The sequence below is a fragment of the Leifsonia sp. NPDC080035 genome (assembly GCF_040050925.1).
Classification (GTDB): Bacteria; Actinomycetota; Actinomycetes; order Actinomycetales; family Microbacteriaceae; genus Leifsonia.
Genome location: NZ_CP157390.1, coordinates 1,818,998 through 1,841,620 on the forward strand (window position 1 = coordinate 1,818,998; position 22,623 = coordinate 1,841,620).

The 22,623-nt window shown below is 70.0% G+C and carries 21 protein-coding genes; 16 read left to right on the top strand and 5 right to left on the bottom strand.

The genetic code is table 11. The features are described 5' to 3' along the window. The first annotated feature begins 134 nt into the window (after window positions 1-134). The 6 genes from AAME72_RS08910 to AAME72_RS08935 all read left to right on the top strand — a co-directional run bounded on the left by AAME72_RS08910 (window position 135) and on the right by AAME72_RS08935 (window position 7,106). The gene (locus tag AAME72_RS08910; RefSeq protein ID WP_348789884.1) at window positions 135-1,094 is read left to right on the top strand and encodes a PfkB family carbohydrate kinase; all 960 of its coding nucleotides are present in this window, start codon (window positions 135-137) and stop codon (window positions 1,092-1,094) included. Beyond that, window positions 1,091-3,469, top strand: a complete 2,379-nt coding sequence (locus AAME72_RS08915; RefSeq protein ID WP_348789885.1) for an extracellular solute-binding protein — start codon at window positions 1,091-1,093, stop codon at window positions 3,467-3,469. The genes AAME72_RS08910 and AAME72_RS08915 overlap by 4 nt, the downstream gene beginning before the upstream one ends. Before the next feature lie 64 nt (window positions 3,470-3,533). Next, window positions 3,534-4,451, top strand: coding sequence for a sugar ABC transporter permease (locus AAME72_RS08920; protein ID WP_348789886.1), 918 nt, complete (start codon window positions 3,534-3,536; stop codon window positions 4,449-4,451). A gap of 2 nt (window positions 4,452-4,453) precedes the next feature. After that, window positions 4,454-5,308: a carbohydrate ABC transporter permease gene (locus AAME72_RS08925; protein ID WP_348789887.1), complete on the top strand. Its 855-nt coding sequence runs from the start codon at window positions 4,454-4,456 to the stop codon at window positions 5,306-5,308. A gap of 11 nt (window positions 5,309-5,319) precedes the next feature. After that, window positions 5,320-6,360 (top strand): nucleoside hydrolase, encoded by a 1,041-nt coding sequence (locus tag AAME72_RS08930; RefSeq protein WP_348789888.1) that lies wholly within the window; start codon window positions 5,320-5,322, stop codon window positions 6,358-6,360. Next, complete coding sequence (locus AAME72_RS08935; RefSeq protein WP_348789889.1) at window positions 6,357-7,106, top strand: sulfite exporter TauE/SafE family protein; 750 nt, start codon at window positions 6,357-6,359, stop codon at window positions 7,104-7,106. The genes AAME72_RS08930 and AAME72_RS08935 overlap by 4 nt, the downstream gene beginning before the upstream one ends. Window positions 7,107-7,151: 45 nt before the next feature. Here the strand turns inward: AAME72_RS08935 and AAME72_RS08940 are convergent, their stop codons facing one another. Continuing rightward, window positions 7,152-8,153 carry an Lrp/AsnC ligand binding domain-containing protein gene (locus tag AAME72_RS08940; protein WP_348789890.1) on the bottom strand — a complete coding sequence of 334 codons (1,002 nt, stop codon included), beginning with the start codon at window positions 8,151-8,153 and terminating at the stop codon, window positions 7,152-7,154. Between the two features lie 98 nt (window positions 8,154-8,251). Between AAME72_RS08940 and AAME72_RS08945 the strand changes: the two genes are divergently transcribed. From AAME72_RS08945 to AAME72_RS08955, 3 genes are read left to right on the top strand one after another with little or no spacing between them, the layout of a single operon-like run. Then, on the top strand, window positions 8,252-9,769 hold the full coding sequence (locus AAME72_RS08945; protein ID WP_348789891.1) for an MFS transporter: 1,518 nt from the start codon (window positions 8,252-8,254) through the stop codon (window positions 9,767-9,769). Then, window positions 9,766-11,010 carry an amidohydrolase gene (locus AAME72_RS08950; RefSeq protein ID WP_348789892.1) on the top strand — a complete coding sequence of 415 codons (1,245 nt, stop codon included), beginning with the start codon at window positions 9,766-9,768 and terminating at the stop codon, window positions 11,008-11,010. Before AAME72_RS08945 ends, AAME72_RS08950 begins: the two co-directional genes overlap by 4 nt. 11 nt (window positions 11,011-11,021) lie before the next feature. Further along, window positions 11,022-12,443, top strand: a complete 1,422-nt coding sequence (locus AAME72_RS08955; protein ID WP_348789893.1) for an L-serine ammonia-lyase — start codon at window positions 11,022-11,024, stop codon at window positions 12,441-12,443. Between the two features lie 33 nt (window positions 12,444-12,476). Here AAME72_RS08955 and AAME72_RS08960 read toward each other — a convergent pair whose 3' ends face one another. Continuing rightward, window positions 12,477-13,361 (bottom strand): LysR substrate-binding domain-containing protein, encoded by an 885-nt coding sequence (locus AAME72_RS08960; RefSeq protein ID WP_348789894.1) that lies wholly within the window; start codon window positions 13,359-13,361, stop codon window positions 12,477-12,479. A 116-nt stretch (window positions 13,362-13,477) separates the two neighbouring features. Between AAME72_RS08960 and AAME72_RS08965 the strand changes: the two genes are divergently transcribed. From AAME72_RS08965 to AAME72_RS08975, 3 genes are read left to right on the top strand one after another with little or no spacing between them, the layout of a single operon-like run. Then, window positions 13,478-14,197, top strand: coding sequence for an SDR family oxidoreductase (locus AAME72_RS08965; RefSeq protein ID WP_348789895.1), 720 nt, complete (start codon window positions 13,478-13,480; stop codon window positions 14,195-14,197). 15 nt (window positions 14,198-14,212) lie between these two features. Continuing rightward, a complete protein-coding gene (locus tag AAME72_RS08970; RefSeq protein ID WP_348789896.1) occupies window positions 14,213-14,692 on the top strand; it encodes an SRPBCC domain-containing protein in 480 nt (159 codons plus the stop codon). Window positions 14,693-14,742: 50 nt separating this feature from the next. After that, on the top strand, window positions 14,743-16,860 hold the full coding sequence (locus AAME72_RS08975) for a vWA domain-containing protein (protein ID WP_348789897.1): 2,118 nt from the start codon (window positions 14,743-14,745) through the stop codon (window positions 16,858-16,860). A gap of 51 nt (window positions 16,861-16,911) precedes the next feature. On the opposite strand, the gene AAME72_RS08980 is transcribed toward AAME72_RS08975, so the two are convergent. Beyond that, complete coding sequence (locus tag AAME72_RS08980; RefSeq protein WP_348789898.1) at window positions 16,912-17,289, bottom strand: DUF2255 family protein; 378 nt, start codon at window positions 17,287-17,289, stop codon at window positions 16,912-16,914. Further along, the gene (locus AAME72_RS08985) at window positions 17,286-18,200 is read right to left on the bottom strand and encodes a helix-turn-helix transcriptional regulator (protein ID WP_348789899.1); all 915 of its coding nucleotides are present in this window, start codon (window positions 18,198-18,200) and stop codon (window positions 17,286-17,288) included. Before AAME72_RS08985 ends, AAME72_RS08980 begins: the two co-directional genes overlap by 4 nt. Window positions 18,201-18,302: 102 nt before the next feature. Between AAME72_RS08985 and AAME72_RS08990 the strand changes: the two genes are divergently transcribed. Genes AAME72_RS08990 through AAME72_RS09005 form a run of 4 tightly spaced genes read left to right on the top strand, consistent with a single transcriptional unit; the run spans window position 18,303 to window position 21,347 of the window. Continuing rightward, on the top strand, window positions 18,303-19,571 hold the full coding sequence (locus AAME72_RS08990) for a multidrug effflux MFS transporter (RefSeq protein ID WP_348789900.1): 1,269 nt from the start codon (window positions 18,303-18,305) through the stop codon (window positions 19,569-19,571). After that, on the top strand, window positions 19,559-20,590 hold the full coding sequence (locus AAME72_RS08995; protein ID WP_348789901.1) for a zinc-dependent alcohol dehydrogenase family protein: 1,032 nt from the start codon (window positions 19,559-19,561) through the stop codon (window positions 20,588-20,590). The genes AAME72_RS08990 and AAME72_RS08995 overlap by 13 nt, the downstream gene beginning before the upstream one ends. Continuing rightward, entirely contained in the window at window positions 20,587-20,994 is a 408-nt protein-coding gene (locus AAME72_RS09000) for a cupin domain-containing protein (protein ID WP_348789902.1), read from the top strand. The genes AAME72_RS08995 and AAME72_RS09000 overlap by 4 nt, the downstream gene beginning before the upstream one ends. Beyond that, entirely contained in the window at window positions 20,991-21,347 is a 357-nt protein-coding gene (locus AAME72_RS09005; protein ID WP_348789903.1) for a carboxymuconolactone decarboxylase family protein, read from the top strand. Before AAME72_RS09000 ends, AAME72_RS09005 begins: the two co-directional genes overlap by 4 nt. Before the next feature lie 45 nt (window positions 21,348-21,392). Here the strand turns inward: AAME72_RS09005 and AAME72_RS09010 are convergent, their stop codons facing one another. Next, the gene (locus AAME72_RS09010) at window positions 21,393-22,622 is read right to left on the bottom strand and encodes a serine/threonine-protein kinase (RefSeq protein WP_348789904.1); all 1,230 of its coding nucleotides are present in this window, start codon (window positions 22,620-22,622) and stop codon (window positions 21,393-21,395) included. Window position 22,623 lies beyond the last annotated feature (1 nt).

A 22,623-nucleotide genomic window follows, 5' to 3' on the forward strand; every position in this document is an offset into this window, starting at 1 on the left:
TCGTTTCACGTGGGACAAGATTCCTCCACGACCGACGGCACGGCCGGTGCGAAATCCCTCGGCGTTCGATGACCCAGTTGACGCGCGTAGACAATGCGCGTAGATTGCAGCTACTTCCCGTCAGAGAGGACCCGATGGACGAGCGCCAGAGCCCCGTTGATTCGACACAGGATCTTCTCGTCGTCGGCTCGGTGAACGAGGACCACTTCACTTTCGTCACCGCCTTCCCGCGCCCGGGAGAGACGGTGGCAGCAGTCGCCGCGCGCCGGGGACTCGGCGGCAAGGGCGCCAACCAGGCCGTCGCCGCTGCTCGGGCCGGTGCGCGGGTTCGGTTCCTCGCGAAGGTCGGATCGGACGGGGCCGGCTCTGACGCGATCGACGCGCTGCAGCGCGCGGGAGTGATCGCGGATGCCGTCGAGCAGGACGTGCACGGTGCGACCGGTACAGCGTCCATCGCCGTCGATGCGACCGGCGAGAACTGGGTGATCGTCGATCCAGGCGCGAACGCGCGAATCACCGTGGAGAGCATCGACCGTGAGTTCGATCGGCGGGGAAGCGCCTCCGTCGTTCTCGCCCAGGCCGAGATCCCCGGAGACGCGATCGAGCGTGCCGCGGCTCGTGCCCACGAAGCCGGTGCGCGGTTCGTGCTGAACCTCGCTCCCGTCATCGCCATCGCGGAGGAGACGCTGAGGGCATGCGACCCGCTGGTCGTCAACGAGCACGAGGCCGCGTCGATCGTGGCGGCACGCGGCGGGATCGCCACGACCCCCGCAGAGCTGGCGAGCGCGCTCGGCGAGATCGCGCGGTCCGTGGTGATCACGTTGGGTTCCGCAGGTGCCGTTGCTGCGGCTCGGGGCCGGGTATGGGACGTCCCGGGCTTCCGGGTCGACTCCGTCGTCGACACGACAGGCGCCGGTGACGCATTCGTCGGTTCGCTGTGTGCGCGTCTCGCCGCGGGGGACGACCTCGAAGCGGCGATGGTGTGGGCGTCCGCCGCGGCGTCGCTCTCGGTCGAGCGCCCGGGCGCGGCCGAGTCATATGCCGCGGCCCGCGAGGTCGAACAGCGACTTCTCGCAGCAGGGGTGTCGGCATGAGCGCGAAACGCGTCACCCGTGGAGACGTCGCGCGCGCGGCGGGCACGTCTGAAGCGGTCGTCAGTTACGTCGTCAACAACGGACCTCGACCCGTCGCAGAGGAGACGCGATCTCGTGTCCTCGAGGCGATCAGGACGACCGGCTACCGGCCGAACACCATCGCGAAAGCACTCGCCAGCGGATCCTCCGGGGCACTGGGCTTGGTCGTCCCCGACATCTCCAACCCGTTCTTCGCTGCCCTGGCCCGCGCGATCGAGGACGAGGTTTTCGCTTCCGGACGCGTCCTGCTGGTCGGGAACTCCGCCGAGAGCGGAGAGCGCGAAGCGCGCCTGGTCAACAGCTTCATCGAACGTCAGGTGGATGGTCTGCTCTATGTCGGAGTGGGGCACCACGCCCATGTCGAGCAGGCGCTGTCGGCAGGGGTCCCCGTGGTCGTCCTCGACCGATACGACCCGACCCTCGGTGTCGCCTCGGTGGTCGTCGACAACTTCGAGGGCGCTGTGCTGGCGACGGACCACCTGATCCAGCACGGCTACACGAGGATCGCGACCGTCGCCGGCCCCTCCGCCCTCTTCACCGCGGTCGAGCGGATCGGCGGGTGGCGGAAGGCCCTGAAGGCCGCGAACCTTCCGAACGGCGACGACCTGCTCGTGGAGGCGCCGTTCAGCCGGGCCGGCGGGTACGCCGCCGCCTCGGCCCTGTTCGATTCGGACGTGCCGGATGCGGTGCTCGTCGCCAGTGAACAGCAGGCGATCGGGCTCCTCGCGGCCGCGGCCGAGCGGGGCATCCGCGTGCCGGAGGACGTCGCGATGATCTCGTTCGACGGCACGGACGAGTCCCGATTCAGCGTTCCTCCGCTGACGACAGTCACGCAACCGTTCCGTGACATCGCGCGCGATGCCGTCGCGCTCGCGCGCCCCCTAGACGCGAATGAGACCAAGCACCTCACCTGCGAGGTGCAGCTCGTTCGTCGCCGCTCCTGCGGCTGCCCGTATCCGATGAATGAGAACCACCAGGCGCCGACTGAGTTGGCAAACGCTGAAGACGCCTGGCAGTCCCCACCGAAAGAGGAACCTAGCATGAATCGAACCGTCAGAGCCGCGGGCGCCGTCGTCGCCGCCGCGGCGATGTCGCTGACCGCGGGCTGCACAGCCGGCGGCGGGTCCGGATCAAGCACCACCGGTACCCAGACCATCACGTTCGTCACTCCGCACCAGGGCGTCTACGACGACGTCATCGCATCCTTCGAATCCACCCACAAGAACATCACGGTCGACCTGCAGGTCATCCCGTTCACGGAGATCGCGGCCCAGACGCAGGCCCGGCTGGGATCGAAGGACTCGTCGATCGACGTCATCGCGGTCGATCCCCCGCGGCTTCCGTCGATGGTGCAGAAGGGATTCCTGGTCGACGTGTCCGCCGACGCGAAGACGATGAAGGGCGACCTCACTGCGGGAGGCGTGAAGTCCGTCACCTGGAACAACAAGCAGTGGGCGTATCCGCTGTGGACCAGTGACAACTTCCTCTTCTACAACAAGGAGTTGCTTGCAGCCGCTGGTGTGACGGCCCCTGGCGCGGACAACGCGAGCCGATGGACGTGGGAGCAGACGCTGGACGCTGCGAAGAAGGCGCAGAGCGCCGGCGCTCAGTACGGTTTCGCGTTCGAGCAGGTGGACGCCTACTATGCGCTCCAGCCTGTGCTCATGTCGATGGGTGCAGGAACGGGCCTGTCCGGCAGCGGCAACCTGACCCCATCGGTGGACACCGCCGCCTGGAAGAAGTTCGGGAACTGGTACAAGAGCCTCCACGCCGACGGACTCTCCCCGAAGGGCATCCAGTCGGCGCAGATGCCGGATCTCTTCAAGTCGGGCAAGGTGGCGTTCTACGTCGCAGGGCCGGCGCGGATCACGGACCTGCAGAAGAGCGCCCTGGCGAACACGTGGGGGATGGCGCCGCTTCCATACGCCGAAGGCGGCAAGGTCGTCACGCCGACCGACTCGTGGGCGGTCGGGGTGAGCGCGTACAGCCAGCACAAAGAGGCTGCCCAGGAGTTCGCCCGCTACCTGTCGCTGAACAGCGACGCTGCCGTCGGCACGTCGACGAAGTTCAACCTCCCGCCGGTGAACCAGAAGGCGTACCCGAAGTACATCCACTACATCGATGGCGTCGCGCCCACGCAGACCGCGCAGTACGGCAACCTGCTGACCACCGACTCCGACGAGCACGCCCAGCGCCGGCCCTCCTCGATCGGCTACGCCGACTTCGAGACAGTCGTCAACAAGGCGTTCGCCGACATCCGCTCCGGTGGGGACGTCGGCTCCATCCTCGGCGACGCTCAGAGCTCGCTCGAGCGGCAGCTCGCCCAGTACAAGTAGGCGCGGCGCGGGGCCGGCGCCGGCCGGCCCCGCACCGGCTCCACGCATTCTTCGAAGGACAATCGTGTCTCAGTCTTCTGTGACGCTGCGCGCACGCACCGCCGCCGCGTCGACGACCCGCAGCCGCTCCCGGCGTGCTGCTCGAATCCGGCTGTGGCTGACGGCAGGAGCATTCCTGCTGCCCGCCATGATCGGCCTGCTCATCCTCCGCATCATCCCCACCGTCCAGGCGATCGGGACCTCGCTGACCAACCGGGTCGGAACGGTCAGCTTCGCGAACTTCGGCTATGTGTTCAGCGACCCATCGTTCCTGAACGCGCTCAAGGTCACGCTGCTGTTCTCCGTCATCATCAACCCGATCCAGATCGCCCTCGCGCTGTGGCTCGCCGTCGTGCTGACCAAGCGCGTGCCCGGTGTCGGCGTCTGGAGGACGCTCATCCTCCTGCCGATCGCCGTCCCGCAGATCGTCTCCGCGATCGTGTGGGGCGTGCTCTTCCGGCCCGATGGACCGCTCAACGGGATCCTCGAAACGCTGGGCATCGCGCCAGTGCCTTGGTTGGTCAGCCCGGACACCGCGCTCCTGTCCATCATGATCATCTGCACGTGGGTGGGGGTCGGCTATTGGATGACCTTCCTCGTGGCGGGGATCAAAGACATCCCCGCGAGCCTCTACGAAGCGTCCGAACTCGACGGCGCAGGCGGCTGGCAGCAGTTCCGCTACATCACCCTGCCCGGGCTGAGGCGGCCGCTGCTGTTCGTCCTGGTGGCCGACACGGTGGCGAACTTCCTCGTCTTCGCCCCGGTGCGCATCCTGACCCAGGGCGGACCGCAGGGGTCGACCAACCTGATCATGAACTTCATCTTCGAGCGCGCCTACACGCTCGCCGACCCGGCAGGTGCCGCCGCAGCGACGATCGTCCTCGTGCTGATCGTCGTCTGCGTCGTCGGCGTGCAGTTCCGCCTGCTTCCCGGAAAGGACTGACCATGTCCGACGTCATCGACAACCCGAGGCAGCGTCGCGCAGGCCGGCTGGCTCTGCTCATCGCCGTCCCCGTGGCGATCCTGTCCATCCTGCCCCTACTCTGGGCGCTCGTGTCCTCGCTCCGCCCGAGCAGCGAGATCTTCGCGCACCTCTCGCCCTTCAGCCTGAACACCATCTGGCCGTCCAGCGCATCGCTCGACAACTACGCCGCCGTGCTGAACAGCGATTTCACCCGCTCGCTGCTCAACTCGGTCCTCGTCGCGTTCTTCAGCGTCGTGCTGGGGCTGATCGTGTCCTCGCTGGCTGCGTTCGCTCTCGCCGTTCTCGACTTCCCCGGCCGCAGTGCGGTGTTCGCGGTGATGGTGGTGAGCTTCCTCGTCCCGTTCGAGGCGATCGCGATCCCGCTCGCCAACACGTTCAGGGAGTGGAACCTGCAGAACACGCTGATCGGTCTCGTCCTGCCCGCGATCGGCAACGGACTGTCCATCTTCCTGCTGCGACAGTTCTTCATGAACATCCCCTTCTCGCTTGCGGAGGCGGCGCGAATGGACGGTCTCAGCTGGTTCGGCATCTATCGGCGGATCTACCTGCCCCTCTCCCGCGCGTCCCTCGTCGGAGCCGGCCTGATCCTGTTCGTCTTCCAGTGGCAGTCGTTCCTGTGGCCCCTCCTGATCGCACCGTCTCCCGACTCCCGGGTGGCGCCCGTCGCCATCGCCGACTTCGCCCAGGAATCGGGAGTCGACTTCGGGCAGATGTTCGCGGCGGCCATCCTCACCGCCGCGGTGCCGCTCATCCTCCTGCTGGTGTTCCAGCGGCAGTTCACCGGCTCTCTCGCATCCTCCGGGAGCAAGGAATGATCGCGGGTCCGGTGCAAGAGCGCCGACGGCTGATCATCGACTGCGACCCCGGCAACGGGATGCCCGCCGCCGACATCGACGACGGGCTCGCCCTCGCTCTCGCGGTGGCTCGCGACGACGTGCTCTCGCTCGAGGCCATCACCATCGTGTCCGGCAACACGCATCGAGACATCGGTTACGCGGTCGCGTCGGAATTCGTCTCACGACTCCGCCTGAGCGTTCCCGTCTACGCGGGCGCCGAGCGCGCGCTCGTGGAACCGCCCGGTCCGTGGCGCACCCGGCAGGATGCCAACGAACGGCGTCCGGACGTCGTCGAAGCGTGGGCCGAGGTCGCCCGTCCGGCGCCCGCGTCACCCGGATCGCCGGAGGCGGCTGTGCGAATCGTCGAGCTCGTCCGCGAGAACCCCGGCGAGATCACCATCGTCGCCATCGGGCCGCTCACGAACATCGCGACCGCGATCGAGTTGGAGCCGAGGCTGCCCGAACTCGTGCGCGACATCGTCATCATGGGCGGCGCCTTCGACGTGCCGGGGTTCCTGCAAGAGCTCAATTTCGGAATCGACCCGGAGGCCGCACACATCGTGCTGACGAGCCGCGCGCCGATCACACTCGTCCCGTTGGACACCACCTCGCAGACGCTGTTCACCCACGCAGACCTGGATCGTCTCCTGGAGGTGGAAGGGCCTCTTGCCGGCTACGTCGTCGAGACGACCCGGCCGTGGATCGACTACGCGGCCGCGTGGCGGAAGATCGACGGTTGCCTTCTGCACGACCCGCTCACCGTCGCGCTGCTCCTCGACCCCGAGCTCGCCGAGTACGAGGAACGGATCGTCGATGTCGAGCTCTCCGGCTCGCTCACCCGGGGCCGCGCGATCTGGTGGACACCGGAAAACCTGCGCCTCCATGTCGGACTTCGCCTCCCCGACGCGGTGCGGCCGATTCGAGTGGCGACGCGTGTGGACAACGCCCGGCTCGTGGCGCTGCTGCTTTCCTCGTACGCGCGAGAGAACGACGTTCGGGACACACTCATCGCCGACATCGCCGATCGATGAGCGGCGGAGCACTGGCGGCGGTCGCCGCCGCCATGTTCGTCGGCGCCGTCGCGCAGCGGTTGACCGGGATGGGCTTCGCCCTCGTCGTCTCGCCCTTCCTCGTGCTGCTCCTCGGACCGTTCGACGGCGTGATGCTGGTCAACCTGGCCAGCATCGTGTCCGCGCTCATCGTGCTCGTGACGGTCTGGCGCGACGTCGACCTGTCTGCCTATGGATGGCTCGCGTGCGCGGCCGTGGTCGGCGTCGTCCCCGGCGCGATCCTGGCCGCTCGGGTGGATCCGGCGATGCTGGAGACGATCGTCGGAACGGTGCTCCTTCTGTCACTGACCGCGACGCTTCTCGTGGCCCGCCTGCCCGTCACGGTGTCGGGGAATCCCGCGCGGGTGGTTGCAGGATTCGCTTCCGGGCTGATGAATGCCGGTGCGGGTGTCGGAGGACCGGCCGTCAGCGCGTACGGCATCCTCAGCCGCTGGCCTCACCGCACGTTCGCGGCGACTCTGCAGCCGTACTTCGCCACGGTCGGACTCGCCTCCGTGACGGCGAAGCTCATCGTCGCCCCGGGTTCCTTGCCCGACCTCGGCCCATTCGGCTGGGCCATAGCCGGCGCCGCACTCATCGCGGGAGTCGCGACGGGAAGCGTCGCAGCCAAGCGGTTCAGAGCGCGGTGGGCTCGCGCCGCCGTGATCGTGATCGCCTTCGCGGGAGCGGGCGTCGCGCTCGTCAGCGGGATCATCCACCTCTCCTAGAGGAACTCGCGATCGGGCGCGCGCCTCTCCCTTCTCCCGAGAACCTCAGCCCATCGGCACCGTCTCGCCGGTCGCCTGGCCGCGCTCGTCGAGGAAGTGACCCAGGTGCTTCACCGTCCGCAGCACCACGGACCGGTCGGCGATCGTGACGCCCGGCAGCCGCTCCTCGATGACGGCCTCCAGCCGGTTGACGTCCTGCAGGGTCCGCAACCAGACGGCCATGATCACGTTGAACTCGCCGACCGTGGTCACGACGAGCCGCACCTCCTCCATCCGGCCGAGCTGCGGGCCGACGGAGGCGACCATCGCCGCCGGCACGCGGAGGAAGTACCAGGCGTAGACCGGCCACGGCGTGTGGTCCCGCGCGACGTCGACGCGAATGACGAGCCGGCCGGATGCGCGGAGGGCGGCGATGGCGTCGCGTACCTTGCGGGAGGGGACGCCGATGGCGTTCGCGATCTCGGTCACGCCCGCGCGCCCGTCGATCGCGAGGTGCTCGGTGAGCGCCGCGAGCTGGTCGGGCTGCAGCCGAGGCATCGGGGGCGCGGTGTGCTGATCGGCCTTCGCGACGGCTGCGACCTCCGCCTTGGAGAGGGCGCGCAGCCGCCAGTTGCGGGCGTCCGCGATCGGCTGGGAGACGAGGTGCGTCCGCATGGAGCGGACTCGGGCGACCGAGCGGATCCGCTCCAGGGTCCACTGGCTGAGACCCGAGGTGTCGGTGCTGATCAGGCTCACCATGATGTCCCGCCCGCCCGCCGTGAGGTCGATGGTGAAGGCCTCCCGGTCGTTCTGGAGGGCCTGTGCCACGTTCAACGTCTCACCGGGCGCGCACTCGATCTCGATCAGCGAGAGAAGCGCCGTGCTCGTGCCGGCCCCGTAACCGGTCACGTAGACGATGCCGTCGTCGCGCAGCCGGTTCCAGCGGCGGGCCAGCGTGACGGCGTCTGCTCCGACGATCGGGGCGAGCGTCGTCCACGGCGCGCGAGGGGCGATCTGGACCGCATGGATGAGCCGCAGATCGAGATCCGTGAGCGCCGAATCCTGCACAAGCCCTCCAATTGGAACCAATATCCTGCATCCGGCTCGCGCGAATCCGTCGTGTCCATATTCTCTCCGCACCAGACAACGTCGCGCAAGGAGTCCCTATGTCTCATGCTTCGCCCCCGGGCACCGCCGCCTCACCCGTCACGAAAGCCGCCATCGGCGGCGTCGTCGGCTTCCTCGTCGTCATGGAGCTGGGCAGCGGGATGCTGCAGGGCTGGTACCCCGTGCTCCTCACGGCGATCGGAGGTGAGTTCGGCGTCAGCGCCGCAGCGCTCAACTGGGTCAGCGCCGGCTACATGCTCGCGACGATCGTCTTCGTGCCTGTCATCGCCAAGCTCGGCGACCGCTACGGCCACAAGAAGCTGCTCGCAGTCTCGGCCGCCCTCGTCGCCCTCGGTTCGATCGTCGTCGCAATCGCACCGAACTTCGCCGTGCTGCTTCTCGGCCGGGCCCTGCAGGCCCCGCTCGCCGCCTTCCTGCCTCTGGAGTTCGCCATCGTGCGCGACCGGGACGAGAAGTCGTCCGGCCGTTCCATCGGCAAGCTCGTCGGGGCGCTCACCTTCGGTGCCGCCATCGGCGCACTCGGCGCCGGGCTGCTCTTCAACGCCACGGCGAACCTCCGGCTCGTGCTCTGGGTCCCGGCGATCTTCCTCGCCCTCTGCGTGCCCGTCGTGCTGTTCCTGGTGCCAGAGTCGAAGGCACGCGCCACCGGGCGGATCGACTGGATCGGTGCCTCCCTGCTCGGGATCGGCATGCTCCTCGCGCTCGGCGGCATCGGCAACGCGGCCACCTTGGGCTGGACCAACCCGGTCACCTGGATTGTCATCGTCGCCGGCATCGCGCTGCTCGCGTTGTGGGTCGTGGTCGAGCGCCGCGTCGCACACCCGCTCATCGAGATCTCCGTGCTCACGAAGGGCGGCATCGGCCTGCCGATCGTCATCGCCTTCCTGTTCGGCGCACAGCTGTTCGGCAGCCAGACGGCCACCACCGTGTACATGCTCACCGACCCGGCCAAGGCCGGGTTCGGTCTGGGCGTCAGCCCGGGGACGGTCGGCATCCTCTCGGTGATCACCGCTCTGGCGGCCTTCGTCGCAGCGACGCTCGGCGATCGCCTGGCCACGCGCGTCGGGTCGAAGCTGGCCCTCGTCGCCGGCGGCCTGCTGTTGGTCGTGAGCTACCTCATCCTGGTGGTCGGTGCGCACTCGCTCGCCGTGGTCGCGGTCGGCATGGTCGTCGGCGGACAGGGCAACGGCATCCTGATCGCCGTGCTCCCCGCGATCGTCGTCAAGCGCGCACCCGCCGACTCGGTCGGCATCGCCTCGGCCCTCTACAACACATCCCGCACCGCGGCCGGCGCCGTCGCCGGAGCGCTGTTCGCCCTGGTGATGGGCAGCTTCCTCGTCACCCTCGGCTCCGGCCCGACAGCCGTCACGACGACCGCCTTCGCCGGCTATGTCGCCGTCTGGCTGATCTGCGCCGCCATCGGCGCAGCCGTCGTCGTCCTCTCGCTGTTCATCCGGGAGAAGCGCGTCGCCGCCGACGCGGACACCGTCACCGTCGTGACGGACGCCGCGGCCATCCCGACCACCCCACCGATCGCAGCAGGAGAGACCGCATGACCATCACCGAGACCACCACCGCCACGTACGAAGGGCTCGGCGACCTCAAACAGCGGATCGCCGACACCATCCGAGCGGCCGAGAGCCGGCTCATCGAGATCAGCCACGACATCCACGACCACCCGGAGACCGCCTTCCAGGAGCACCACGCGGCGGAGGTCGTCGCAGGCGCGCTCCGCGAAGCCGGTTTCGAGACCGCCGTCGGGGTGTACGGGCTCGAGACCGCGATCGAGGCCTCGTACGGAAGCGGAGACTTCGTCGTCACCCTGTGCTCGGAGTACGACGCTCTACCGGTGATCGGGCACGGCTGCGGCCACAACATCATCGCGACCGCCGGTCTGGGCGCCGCGCTCGGGTTGGCTGCGATCGCGGACGAGGCGGGCATCACGGTGAAGCTCCTGGGCACTCCCGCCGAGGAGCACGGCGGCGGCAAGGTGCTCATGCTCGAGGCCGGGGCATGGGAAGACGCCACCGTCTCCCTGATGGTGCACGGCGCCCCCGGCATCGACATCCGGTGCGACAACTTCACCAGCCAGGCTGTCGACCGGTTCCGCATCACCTACACGGGGAAGGCCGCGCACGCCGCGGCCGCCCCGACGAGTGGCGTCAACGCGCTGGACGCGGCGACGATCGCCCTCACCTCTGTCGGACTGCTGCGTCAGCAGCTCGGCAGCGGGGTCCGTGTCGCGGCGGTCATCGCCGAAGGCGGGGAGGTCACCAACATCATCCCGGCGCACACCGTCATCGAGCTGGAGGTCCGCGCCTTCGACCTGGACGAGCTGACGGATGCCCGCCGCCGGGTGCTCGCCTGCTTCGAGGCCGGGGCCATCGCCTCCGGGTGCACGTGGGAGTACGTCCGCACCCAGCCGCGGTACGCCAACCTGAAGCAGGAGCCGCTGCTCTCCGGTGCATGGAACGACGCCCTGGCCGAGCTCGGCAGGGAGACGGTCGCCCTTCCCGGCGGAGCGACCGGCGGGTCGACCGACATGGGCAACGTCTCGCAGGTCGTGCCCTCCATCCACCCGGCGATCGCGGTGCACGGGTCGTCGGCGCCGCCGCACACCGTCCAGTTCGCGGCCGACGCCGCGACGCCGGCGGCCGATCGCGCGGCGATCGACGCGGCGATCGGTCTCGCCTGGGCGGCGGCGACAGCGGCGCTGACGCCCTCCGTCCGTGATCAGCTGCTGGCGCGTCAGGCCGCTCGCCCCGCCGGAGCGACCCGCATCGCGGCGGAGGAGTGAGCGACCGATCGATGAGCGTCGAAACGCGCGACGGGACGGCCCGGATCGAAGAAACCGGCCCGGGCCGCCCCACCGCATACACATCCGCCCTCGAGCTGTTCTCGATCGGCATCGGCCCGTCGTCTTCGCACACGGTCGGCCCGATGCGGGCCGGACTCGACTTCGCCCGAAGGGCGATCGCTGCGGAGCACGACCGCATCGTGCGTGTGAGCGCCACGCTCTCCGGATCCCTCGCCGCCACCGGGCTCGGCCACGGCACACCTGACGCGCTGGTCGCCGGACTCGCCGGGCTGGAACCAGAGACCTGTGACCCGGAGGATGTTCGCGGCGCGTGGACGGGGCGGCCGGATCGCGGTGTGCTCCTTCTGGCAGGAGCGCATCCCGTGTCGTTCGCGCGGTCGGACATCGTGTTCGAGCCGTTCCGTCGCGGGCTGAAGCATCCCAACACGGTCGTGATGCACGCGTGGCGCGAGGCGGAGACCGAGCCGGTGCTCACCGAGACCTACTACTCGATCGGCGGTGGCTTCATTCGGCGCGAGGGCGAGGCCGAGGCCGAGCGGCCGGACGAACCGCGGGCCGACGAGGAGTCGTACCGAACCGCCGCGGACCTTCTCGCCCTGTGCCGCGACGGCCGGTCGATCGCGGACGTGGCCTGGCGCATCGAGACGGCACGGCGACCGGCCGCGGAAGTCATCGGCGGCCTGGATGCGATCTGGGCGGCGATGCGCGCGTGCGTGGACTCCGGCCTGCACGCCGGGGGAATCCTCCCGGGCGGCCTCGGCGTGAAGCGGCGCGCATCGGCGCTCCGCCGGCGGCTGGATGACGCGCCCGCGGGCGATGGGACGGCCGACGACTGGCTGCAGGCGTTCGCGCTCGCCGTGAACGAGGAGAACGCTGCGGGCGGCCGGGTCGTCACCGCGCCCACCAACGGCGCGGCCGGCATCCTCCCCGCCGTGCTTCATCACTGGTGGCGCGGCGCCCCGGAGGCGACTGCGGAGCAGGTGCGCACGTTCCTGCTCACGGCCGCCGCGATCGGGTCCGTGATCAAGGCGAACGCGTCGATCTCCGGCGCGGAAGGAGGCTGCCAGGCGGAGGTCGGGTCGGCCTGCGCGATGGCCGCTGCCGGGCTCTGCGCCGTGCTGGGCGGGTCGCCGGGACAGGTCGAGAACGCGGCGGAGATCGCGATGGAGCATCACCTCGGTCTGACCTGCGATCCCGTCGCCGGGCTCGTGCAGATCCCGTGCATCGAGCGGAACGCCGTCGCCGCCCGCACCGCCGTCACCGCCGCACGGCTCGCCCTCCACGGCGACGGGAGTCACATCGTCTCGTTGGACGCGGTCGTCGAGACCATGCGGCAGACCGGCGCCGACATGAGCGATAAGTACAAGGAGACCAGCCGTGGCGGTCTCGCCGTGAACGTGGTGGAGTGCTGACATCCTCGGTGGCGACACCACCCCGACCCCGGATCAGTTCGAACCGAGTTCGTGCGTGGTATCGCGGGCCGCGGCGATGAAGGCCTCGATGAGGCGCGACCGCCTGCTGCCCTCCCAGCCGAGGAGCACATCGGTCGGTGGGAGGTCGGACACCGGGACGAAGGCGACGTCGGCTCGCCGGTAGAACAGGGCGGTCGACCGGGGGAGAATCGCGATCCCCCTCCCCACGGCAACGAGTTCGAGTTTCTCTTCGACGGTGCGGCTCGGAGGTGGGGCCGACCCTCGGCGGCGGCGCATCTCGGCGGCGATCGTGGCCCACTCCGGCACGGCTGCCGGATCCTGGAGCAGGTGCTCCCCGGCGAGATCGCCCATGGTCACGCTCGGTGCTGCCGCCAGCTCGTGGTCGGTCGGCAGCATGACAACGCGCGGCTCGGAGAACAGCAGCTCGGTCGCCAGCCCTGCGGCGTCGAACGGCCGTCGCAAGTAGCTGACGTCCGCGCGGCCGTCGTGGAGTACCCGCACCTGGTCGTCCCAGCTCGTGCGCATGACGTGGATCGACACATCGGGGTAGGTGCGCTGGAAGGCTCGCACGGGCGTGGTGACCGTCAGGCCCGGCATGAAGCCGACGGTGAACTCGGACTCGCCTCGCGCGGCGATCGCCACCCGCCGCCGGACCGCCGCAGCGGATGCGAGGAGCGCCTCCGCCTCCTCGTAGAGCAGCCGGCCCTCGTCGGTGAGCTCCGTGCCGCGCGTGTCGCGGACGAACAGCTGCACGCCGAGCTCCGCCTCGAACGCCCGGATCTGCCGGGAGAGCACGGGCTGCGCGATCATCAGCACCTCCGCGGCGCGCGCGAAGTTCAGCTTGTCGGCGACGGCGACGAAGTAACGCAGCTTCCGGAGATCCAGGTCGGCGTTCACGGATCCAGCTTCGCACAGCTGGTTATACCTGTCAGGTATCGCCGGGTGCGAAAGAGGTCTTGGACGGAGGCTGCCCGGCAGAGGGATGCTCGATGCGTCTCAACGAAAGGAACCCTATGTCTCTCGACGGAAAGCGTGTCGTCATCATCGGCGGCACCTCCGGAATCGGCCTCGCGACCGCACACGCCGCGGTCGACGCCGGCGCGGAGGTTGTCGTCGCGTCCAGTCGCCAGGCGAGCATCGACGCAGCGCTCGGCGAACTGTCGGCCGGCACCACCGGCCGCACCATCGACGTCCTCGATCCCACCGACGTGCGCGCCTTCTTCTCCGAGGTCGGTGCGTTCGATCACCTCGCATACACCGCGGGAGAGCCGCTCCGGCTCCTCCCCGTGGATGGACTCGACATCGACCGGGCGCGTGCCTTCTTCCAGGTGCGATACTTCGGCGCCGTGACCGCGGTGAGCGCCGCAGCACACCACATCCGGCCCGGCGGGTCGATCACCCTCACGTCCGGGTCGGCCCGCACCCGCCCCGGCGCCGGCTGGGCTGTTGCGTCCAGCCTGTGCGGTGCCACCACGAGCCTTGCGGGAGCCCTCGCGGTCGAACTCGCTCCCATCCGCGTGAACGTGGTCGAGCCCGGTATCGTTCGCAGCCCGCTCTGGAGCGGCATGAGCGCTGAGGACCAGCAGGCGATGTACCAGCAGCAGGCCGATGTGCTCCCGGTGGGCCGCGTCGGCGAGGTTCACGACATCGCGCACGCTTTCGTGTACTCGATGACACAGTCCTTCATGACCGGCACGTCCATCCCGGTGGATGGCGGAGCGCTCCTGGTCTGAGAAGGCGCCGGGCCCGTGTCGAATCCGCCGCGATCCGTTCGACGCCCGAGTATGTGCAACGAGTCCGCGCCCGAGTCGGTGGCGCTCGAATGCCGCTTCGCGGCGCCCGTCTCGGCGGTGTGGCGGGCGTGGACCGTCCCCGCTCTCGTGAAGCGGTGGTGGGGATCCGACCCGCACGGGATCGTGACGGCCGCCGTCCTCGACGTCCAGCCGGGTGGCCGGTTCGAGATAGCCTTCCGCGACACGACAGACGACGAGCACGTCTGCTTCGGCGAATACCTGCGGGTCGTCCCGGAGTCGGAGCTGGAGTCCACGTGGTCGTGGCGGGGCGAGGCGAATGCGCCTTCCCGCGTGCGCGTGCGCTTCTTCGGCGACGGTGGCGGAACCCGGATGGGGTTCCGTCACTCCGAGCTTCTGGGCTCGTCGATTCACGACTACGCCGCCGGGTGGCGCCGCACGTTCGCGAAGCTCGAGCGAGTTCTCGCCGATCGCTGACAGACGGTTCGGGCTTGTGTCGACGCTACGCGAACCGCAAGGGTGGAGGAATGGGAACCGGAACTCGCACGCTGTCCGTCGTCGCGGCCGCCGCGGTGGTACTCGGTGCGGCGGTCGCGCTACCAGCGAGCCCGGCACGCGCGGCGGTCCCTGCACCGGGCCCGACATCCGCCGTCGTGACCGTGAAGGTGGGCGGCGACCGTGTCGATGACACCACCATCGCGGGTCTCGCCGGCGTGGAACTCGGCCTCTTCGCGAACCAGGCCGACACGACGCCGTTGCTCACCTGCACCTCCGACGCCGACGGCGACTGCTCGTTCGTCGTGACCGGCGCCGTGCTCGGCACTGCGCCGTGGGTCAAGGAGACCGCCGCTCCGGCCGGCTGGTTCGCCAACGACGTCCTCCGCACGGGTCCGGGCAGCGGAAGCGGAAGCGTCGCAAGTCCCTACGAGTTCCAGACGCCCACCCTGGTCGAGGGCAACACCTACCGCTCGACCTCCGAGTTCATGAAGAGCAGCTCGAACTCCCTGCCGACCCGCTCCAACGGCGTCTGGCAGCAGTCGCGGATCAACCCGCCGCTGCCCGCGAGCTGCGGAATGGATGTCGCGCTCGTGCTCGATCTGTCGGCGTCGGTCGGCTCCAACCTCCCGACACTCAAGAGTGCGGCCGACTCGTTCGCCGACGCCTTCGTCGGCACGCCCTCGCGGATGGGGGTGTACAGCTTCTCGGCCGAGTCGCCGAGCACGCAGGCGGGGACAGGCGCCGTCGACGCCAACCGGCCCGCGCTCCAGTCCGTCTCGACGCAGGCCGGCGCCGACGCGTTCAAAGCGGAGTACGCGGGGTGGGGTCTCGGGGCGGGCACCAACTGGGATGCGGCCCTGCAGCGCGTCGCCGATTCGGGCATCCACTACGACGCCGTGGTCGTCCTCACCGACGGCAACCCGACCCGCTGGGGCGGGACCACCCTGCACGGCGACGGGTCGAGCACGCACTTCACCGACACCGAGGCCGCCATCTTCTCCGCAAACGTCCTCAAGGCGGAGGGCACGCGCGTCATCTCGTTCGGAATCGGCAGCGGCGTCTCCGGCATCACCAGCCTGAACCTCGCTGCGATCTCCGGCCAGGAGGCGTTCGACGCCGCGGCCGGCAACGTCGCGACGGCCGACTACTTCCAGATCCCCGATTTCTCCGGCGCGGGCGACGAGCTGCGCAGACTCGCGCTCGCCAACTGCACGCCTTCGCTGACCGTGATCAAGCAGATCGTGCCGGGCACGACGACCGGTGAGGACATCGCCGGCGCAGCGCCCGCCGGCGCGGGCTGGACCTTCGATGCTGCGGCGCTGACACCGGGTGCGACGGTGACCCCCGCCACGGCGACCACGCAAGCAGACGGGACGGGCGGCGTCGCCTTCCGCGCCGAGCTCCCCACCGGCGGCGCCGAGGCGCTGTTGAGCGTGGCAGAGACCCAGCAGCCCGGGTACTCGCTCGTGACGCAGGGCGGGGTCAACGCGGTCTGCACCGACCTCGCCGGCGGCACCCCGGTGGCGGTGACGAACGACGGCGCCCTCGGGTTCCAGGTGGTGGTCGGCGCCGACCAGGCGGTCGGCTGCATGGTCTACAACCGGAAGCTGGATCCCGCGACCGTCGAAGTCGACAAGAGCTGGGTCGTCGATGGCGTGACGTACGCGAACGGCTCGCAGCCGTCCGGGATCTCCGCCGCGCTGCAGCTCTCCCCGCCCGGAGGCGGGTCTCCGGTGGATCAGACGTTCGGCTCCGTCGTCTCCGGCTATGCGATCGGCGACGCCATCTCGTTCACGGAGACGACCTCACTCGCCCGGGCCGGCTGCACGCTCGAGAGCGCGCGCGTGACCGAGGCGAACGGGACCACGGTGGATGCCGCCCTCCCGTACGCGGCCACGCTCACGGTCGCGGCCTCCCACTACACGGTCACCAACGTCGTCCACTGCACGACCGCACCGGTGACCCCGCCGGGCGGATCGACAGGCTCGGAAGGATCGGAGCCCGAGGGCGGACCGATGACCGGGACGCTGTCGGACACTGGTTCCGAGACCGGCTGGATGCTCGTCCCCGTTCTCGCGGCGGTGCTCCTCATCGGTGCCGGAATCGCTCTCAGACGGAGGAAGTCGAACTCGACGTCCGCCAGGTAACCGGGTCGGCGGTCGGTGGAGCAGATGCGATCACGCGGAGGGATTCGCCTCTCACGGCCGGGGATCGACGCGCACTGTCGCTGCCCGGGTCTTCGCGGTGACCATCGGCGGGTAGTACGGGCTCGTGCCGTACTTCGCCTCGTAGGCGGCGTCGATGCGGGCGTTCAGCTCGTTGTCGTCGATCGCGGTGAAGGCGACGTCCTTCTCGATGCCGCCCGCGGTGATCCGTCCGGCGCCCTGTGCGCGCGCCGACTGGTACCAGCGCGAGTCCGTGCCGTTGTAGGCGCGGACGTAGACGTGGTCGTCGACGACGACCGACCAGATCCAGGTGGGAGTGCCGAGGGTGGCGCCGTCGGTGCGGAAGGGCGCGATGTGGAAATCGTCGGTGGTGGCGATTGCCTGCAGTTCGCGGGCGGTCCAGGCGGTCATGTCTCCTCCGTGATGGTCTGACGGTGAGCGGGCTGCGCGGCCGCCCACGACGCGAGCAGGCGGAGCCGCTCGGCTGACGGCGATCCGGGTTCGGCTGTGTAGACGAGCATGACGTGGCCGGGTTCGGCGGTGATCGCGAACTCCTCGTACGCCAGTGTCAGCTCGCCGACGACGGGATGCCGGAAGCGTTTGGTCCCCGCCCCGTGCGTCCGCACGTCGTGCGCGCCCCACAACCGGCGGAACGTGTCACTCCGGGTGGACAGCTCGCCCACCAGGTCTTGCAGCGCCCGGTTGTGGGGGTCGCGACCGGCCTCGGCCCGCATCATCGCGACGCACATGTCGGCGAACAGGTCCCAGTCGGGGTAGAACTCGTGCGACACCGGGTCGAGGAACTGGAACCGGGCGAGGTTGGGCGTGCGGCCTCCGTCACCTCCGTCACCTCCGCCGCCTCCGTCGCCGATCAGCGGAGCGTAGAAGGCGCGGCCGAGGGGGTTGAACGCGATCACGTCCGATTGCGCGTTGCGTACAACGGCGACGCCTTCGGTGAACGCCTCCAGTGCCCAGTGCAGGCTCGGTCGTGCTGCCGGGCTGCGGGTCGCGCGCCGGCGCGGTCGCCCGGAGCTCGGGATGCCGTCGGCGGCGCGGGCGAGATCGAACAGGTGCGCGCGCTCGGTGTCGTCGAGCTGCAACGCCCGCGCCACCGCGTCCAGCACCCCGGCCGAGACGCCCGCGATCGCACCGCGCTCCAGCTTCGCGTAGTACTCGACGCTGACGTCGGCGAGCATCGCGACCTCGGAGCGGCGCAGCCCCGCGACGCGACGTCCGCCACCCGCCGGCAGCCCCGCCTGCTCCGGCGTGACCTTGGCGCGGCGCGACATGAGGAAGTCGCGGACGTCCGATCGATTGTCCATGCGTCTCAGGCTAGGCCGGGACTGGCGCACGAGGGATGCCCTGTCAGTACACCTCTCATCAGAGACTCCCTCCGGGCGTGAGAAGACGATGTGCTGGATGGCGTGACAGCTTCCCCTTCCTCCCCGAGCCGCGTGCGGGCCGGCAGAGCACTCGCGACGCTCCTGCTCGTGCTGACGGTGTTCGGCCCGATCTCGATGGACCTGTACCTGCCCGCGCTCCCGGCGCTCACGACCGACCTGGGCGCGGCGACCTCGTCGGCGCAGCTGACGGTGACCGCGTGCCTGCTGGGCCTCGCTGCCGGGCAGCTCGTCGCCGGGCCGCTGTCCGATCGGTTCGGGCGGCGCGGGCCGGCGCTCATCGGAGTGACCGCCTACGTGATCGTCTCCGCGCTGTGCGCGGCGAGCCCGACGGTCGAGCTGCTCATCGCGGCCCGCCTGGTGCAGGGACTGGCCGGCGGCGTCGGCATCGTGATCGCCCAGGCCGCGGGGCGTGACGTCTACGAGGGCGGGAGGCTCATCCGCTTCTACGGCCGGCTCACGGTCATCGGGGGCCTGGCCGCGATCGTCGGCCCGCTGCTCGGCGGAGCGCTCACCGCGGTGCTGGACTGGCGCGGGCTCTTCCTGGTGCTCGCGGCGATCGGCGCGATCATCCTCGCCTGGGTGGCCCTCGGACTCCCCGAGACGCTGGCCCCGGATGCGCGCACAGACGCCGGGTTCCCGGTGATCCGCCGCGACATCCGGCTGCTCCTCTCGGACCGGGGCTTCGTCGGCGCGGTGGTCGCGCAAGGCTTCGTCTATGCGGCGCTGTTCGCCTACCTGAGCGGCGCGACGTACGTGCTGCAGGGCGTCTACGGTCTGTCGCCCCAGGGGTATGCGCTCGCGTTCGGACTCAACTCGGCCGGCTTCATGGTCTTCGGGTACCTCGCCGGTCGCTTCAGCGAGACCTGGAGTGTGAGGGGCACGCTGACCGTGGGCCTCGCGGTCGCCGGCAGCGGCGCGGCAGGGTTGCTCCTCGCGGGCCTGGTGCACGTGCCGCTTGCCGTGGTGATCGTGTCGCTGTTCCTTCTGGCCGCCGGGACCGCGATCACGAGTCCGCCGTCCACGACGCTGGCGTTGGCGGACTACCCGAAGATCGCGGGCACGGCGTCGTCGCTGCTCGGCGCGGCACGGTTCGCCTTCGGCGGGATCGCGGCGCCGCTGGTCGGCGTGGCCGGTGCGCTGAGCATCCTCCCCCTGGGTGTCGTCACCACGGTCGCGGTCGTCGCGGCCGCCGGCACGGCACTCGCCCTCCTTCGACCTACGGCCGGAGCCGCAGCCCGCGCCGGAACCACCCACCCCGCAACGGAAGGAACCCCCACATGCGTGGAGTAGTCATGTACGCCCCTCGGGACGTGCGCGTCGAGGAGCGCGCCGAACCGACCATCGAACAGCCCACCGACGCGATCATTCGCGTCACGGCTGCCTGCATCTGCGGCTCCGACCTCTGGCCGTACCGCGGCACCGACGCGGTCACACGGCCGACCCCGATGGGTCACGAGTACGTCGGAGTGGTGGAGCAGATCGGCGACGAGGTGACGCACGTGAAGGTCGGCGACTATGTCGTCGGTTCGTTCTTCGCGTCCGACAACACCTGCGAGATCTGCCGGGCCGGCTACCAGTCGCGCTGCGTGCACGCGTTCCCGATGGGAGCGCTCGGCACGCAGGCCGAGAAGTTGCGTGTCCCGCTCGCCGGCGGCACCCTCGTCGTCGTTCCCGGCACCCCGACCCCCTCGCAGGTGCGCAGCCTCCTCGCCGCCTCCGACGTGCTCGGCACCGGCTGGTTCGCCGCCGTCGCGGCCGAAGTCCGCCCCGGCAAGACTGTCGCCGTCGTCGGCGACGGTGCGGTCGGCCTTCTCGGCATCCTTGCCGCACAGAAGCTCGGTGCGGAGCGGATCATCGCGATGAGCCGTCACGCCGACCGGCAAGCGCTCGCCCGGCGCTTCGGTGCGACCGACATCGTGGCGGAGCGGGGGGATGCAGGCGTGGCCGCGATCAAGGAGCTCACCGACGGTCTCGGCGCACACTCGGTGATCGAAGCGGTCGGAACGCAGGAATCGATGATGCAGGCGATCCGGGCCGCCCGTCCCGGCGGGCACGTCGGCTACGTCGGCGTCTCGCACGACGTCGAGCTGCCGGGCGAGGAGCTGTTCTTCTCCGGCGTGCACCTGCACGGCGGTCCGGCTCCCGTCCGCCGGTTCCTCCCGGACCTGATCGCGTCGATCATGAGTGACGAGCTGGATGCCGGAGCGGTGTTCGACCTCACCCTCCCTTTGTCGGAGGCGGCGGAGGGCTACCGGGCGATGGACGAGCGCCGGGCCATCAAGGTCCTGCTGGAAACGGAGAACGCATGAACATCGAACCTGCCACCCCGACCCTGAAGAACCCGCCGGAGCAGTTCGCCGGCGACGTCTGGGTCGACCCCATCGCCGGCCCGCACGACCCCGATCAGCGGATGACGGTCGCCCTCGTCCGCTTCGCGCCGGGCGCCCGCACCGCCTGGCACAGCCACGCGCGCGGCCAGTACGTGCGGGTCACGGCCGGTGTCGCCCGGTTCGGCGACCGTGACGGCAACGTCATCGAGGCGCATCCCGGCCAGACGCTCTACACGCCGCCGGGACAGGAGCACTGGCACGCCGCGGCGCCGGACTGCTTCATGGAGCACATCGCGATGCTGGAGTCGGCCGACGACCCCGAGGGAACCACCACCTGGAAAGAGCACGTCACGGACGACGAGTACGAAGGGCGCCACGCATGACGAAGACGACAGGGAACGGCTGGACCGGAGGGCAGCGTGCGTTCGGCGACTTCGCGCCGGGGCTCGTCCACTACACGGATCAGGTGCTCTTCGACGAGGTGTGGGAGCGTCCAGGACTCTCCAAGCGCGACCGCAGCCTGATCACCGTGACCGCGCTGCTCGTCGGCGGCAATGTCGACCAGCTGCGCTTCCACCTCCCGTTCGCCGTGCAGAACGGCGTGACGCAGGAGGAGCTCATCGAGGCGATCACGCACCTCGCCTTCTACGCGGGGTGGCCGAAAGCGATGTCGGCCATGGCCATCGCGAAGGAGCTGTTGCACACGCATCCCGGGTTGTCGAGTACCGACCGGTGAGGGGTTTGCGGCCTTATCGCGCGTTCCGAAGCGCCGTCCTGCCGGTCACGGGGACCAGTTGCGTGAGACCTGGTCTTCCAGCTGCTTGAGGTGGTCGCCGAGGGTTCCGCTGACGGGCGGATACGAGGTGACGGGGTCGGGGACGCTGTGGCCCGTCGTCGAGAGAGTGACCGCGGCGAAGATGATGGCGAGGACGGCCACGAGCGCGTCGACGGCCAGCATGATGCCCAGGATACGGCTGCGCGCACCCGCGGCCGGGCGCGTGGTCGCCGCGCGCGCCGCGGCGTGCGGTGTCAGCGGAGCGGTGGCCGGCGGCTGGTCCGGTTCGGACGTCGGGAGGAGCAGCGTCGAACCGGTTCCCACGGCCTCCGGTTCGAGCGGGGCGGTGAGGGCCTCCGTCGTCGCCGCGGCGTCTCCGCGCCATGCGTCCTGGTCGGCGAGTTCGCGGAGACGGGCGGCGGCGCCGGCGGCCTCGGGCCGCTGCTCCGGCTCCCGGGCCGTCATCGCGGCGAGCAGGGTGCCCCAGCGGGGGTCGAGCCCTGCCGGGATCGCGGGGTCGCGGGTGAGGCGTGCGGCCGCCGACTCCGCCAGGGTTCCGGTGAACTCCCGTCGGCCGGTCAGGCACTCCAGCAGCACCAAGCCGAGGGAGTAGACGTCGCTGCGGCCGGTCAGCGGCCGCCCGAGAGCCTGCTCGGGACTCATGTAGCTTGCCGTACCCATCACCGAACCGGTCGCGGTGATTCTCGCGTCATCCACCAGCCGGGCGATGCCCAGGTCGGTGAGCTTGGCCGCGATACCGGTGGTCGGCGATTCCGGCAGGAGGATGTTCGCGGGGGAGATGTCCCGGTGCACCACGCCCTGATGGTGGATGTAGGCCAGGGCGTTGGCGACGTCCGCACCGATCGCCGCGACGGCGGGACCGGGAAGGGGACCGCTCCGGAGGCGGGCGCGGCCGTCGCTGCCCTTCACGTATTCGAGGACGAGCACCCCGCGGCCCTCGTCGTCGGAGGTGGCGTCGAACAGTGTGACCAGCGAGGGGTGCGACAGCCCGGCGAGAAGCCGGACTTCTGCCTCCTGGCGGGCGAGGTCCTCCGCGGAGGCGAGCTCGCGGCGGAAGATCTTGAGAGCGACGTCCCGGCCGAGGGACTCGTCGTGCGCGCGGAACACGTCCGCCATCCCGCCGTGACCGATCCGCTCGATGACGCGGTACCGGTCGGCGATGACCTGCTCGGCCCCACCGGGTGCGGCGGCGAGGACTTCATCGGTGTTCGACACG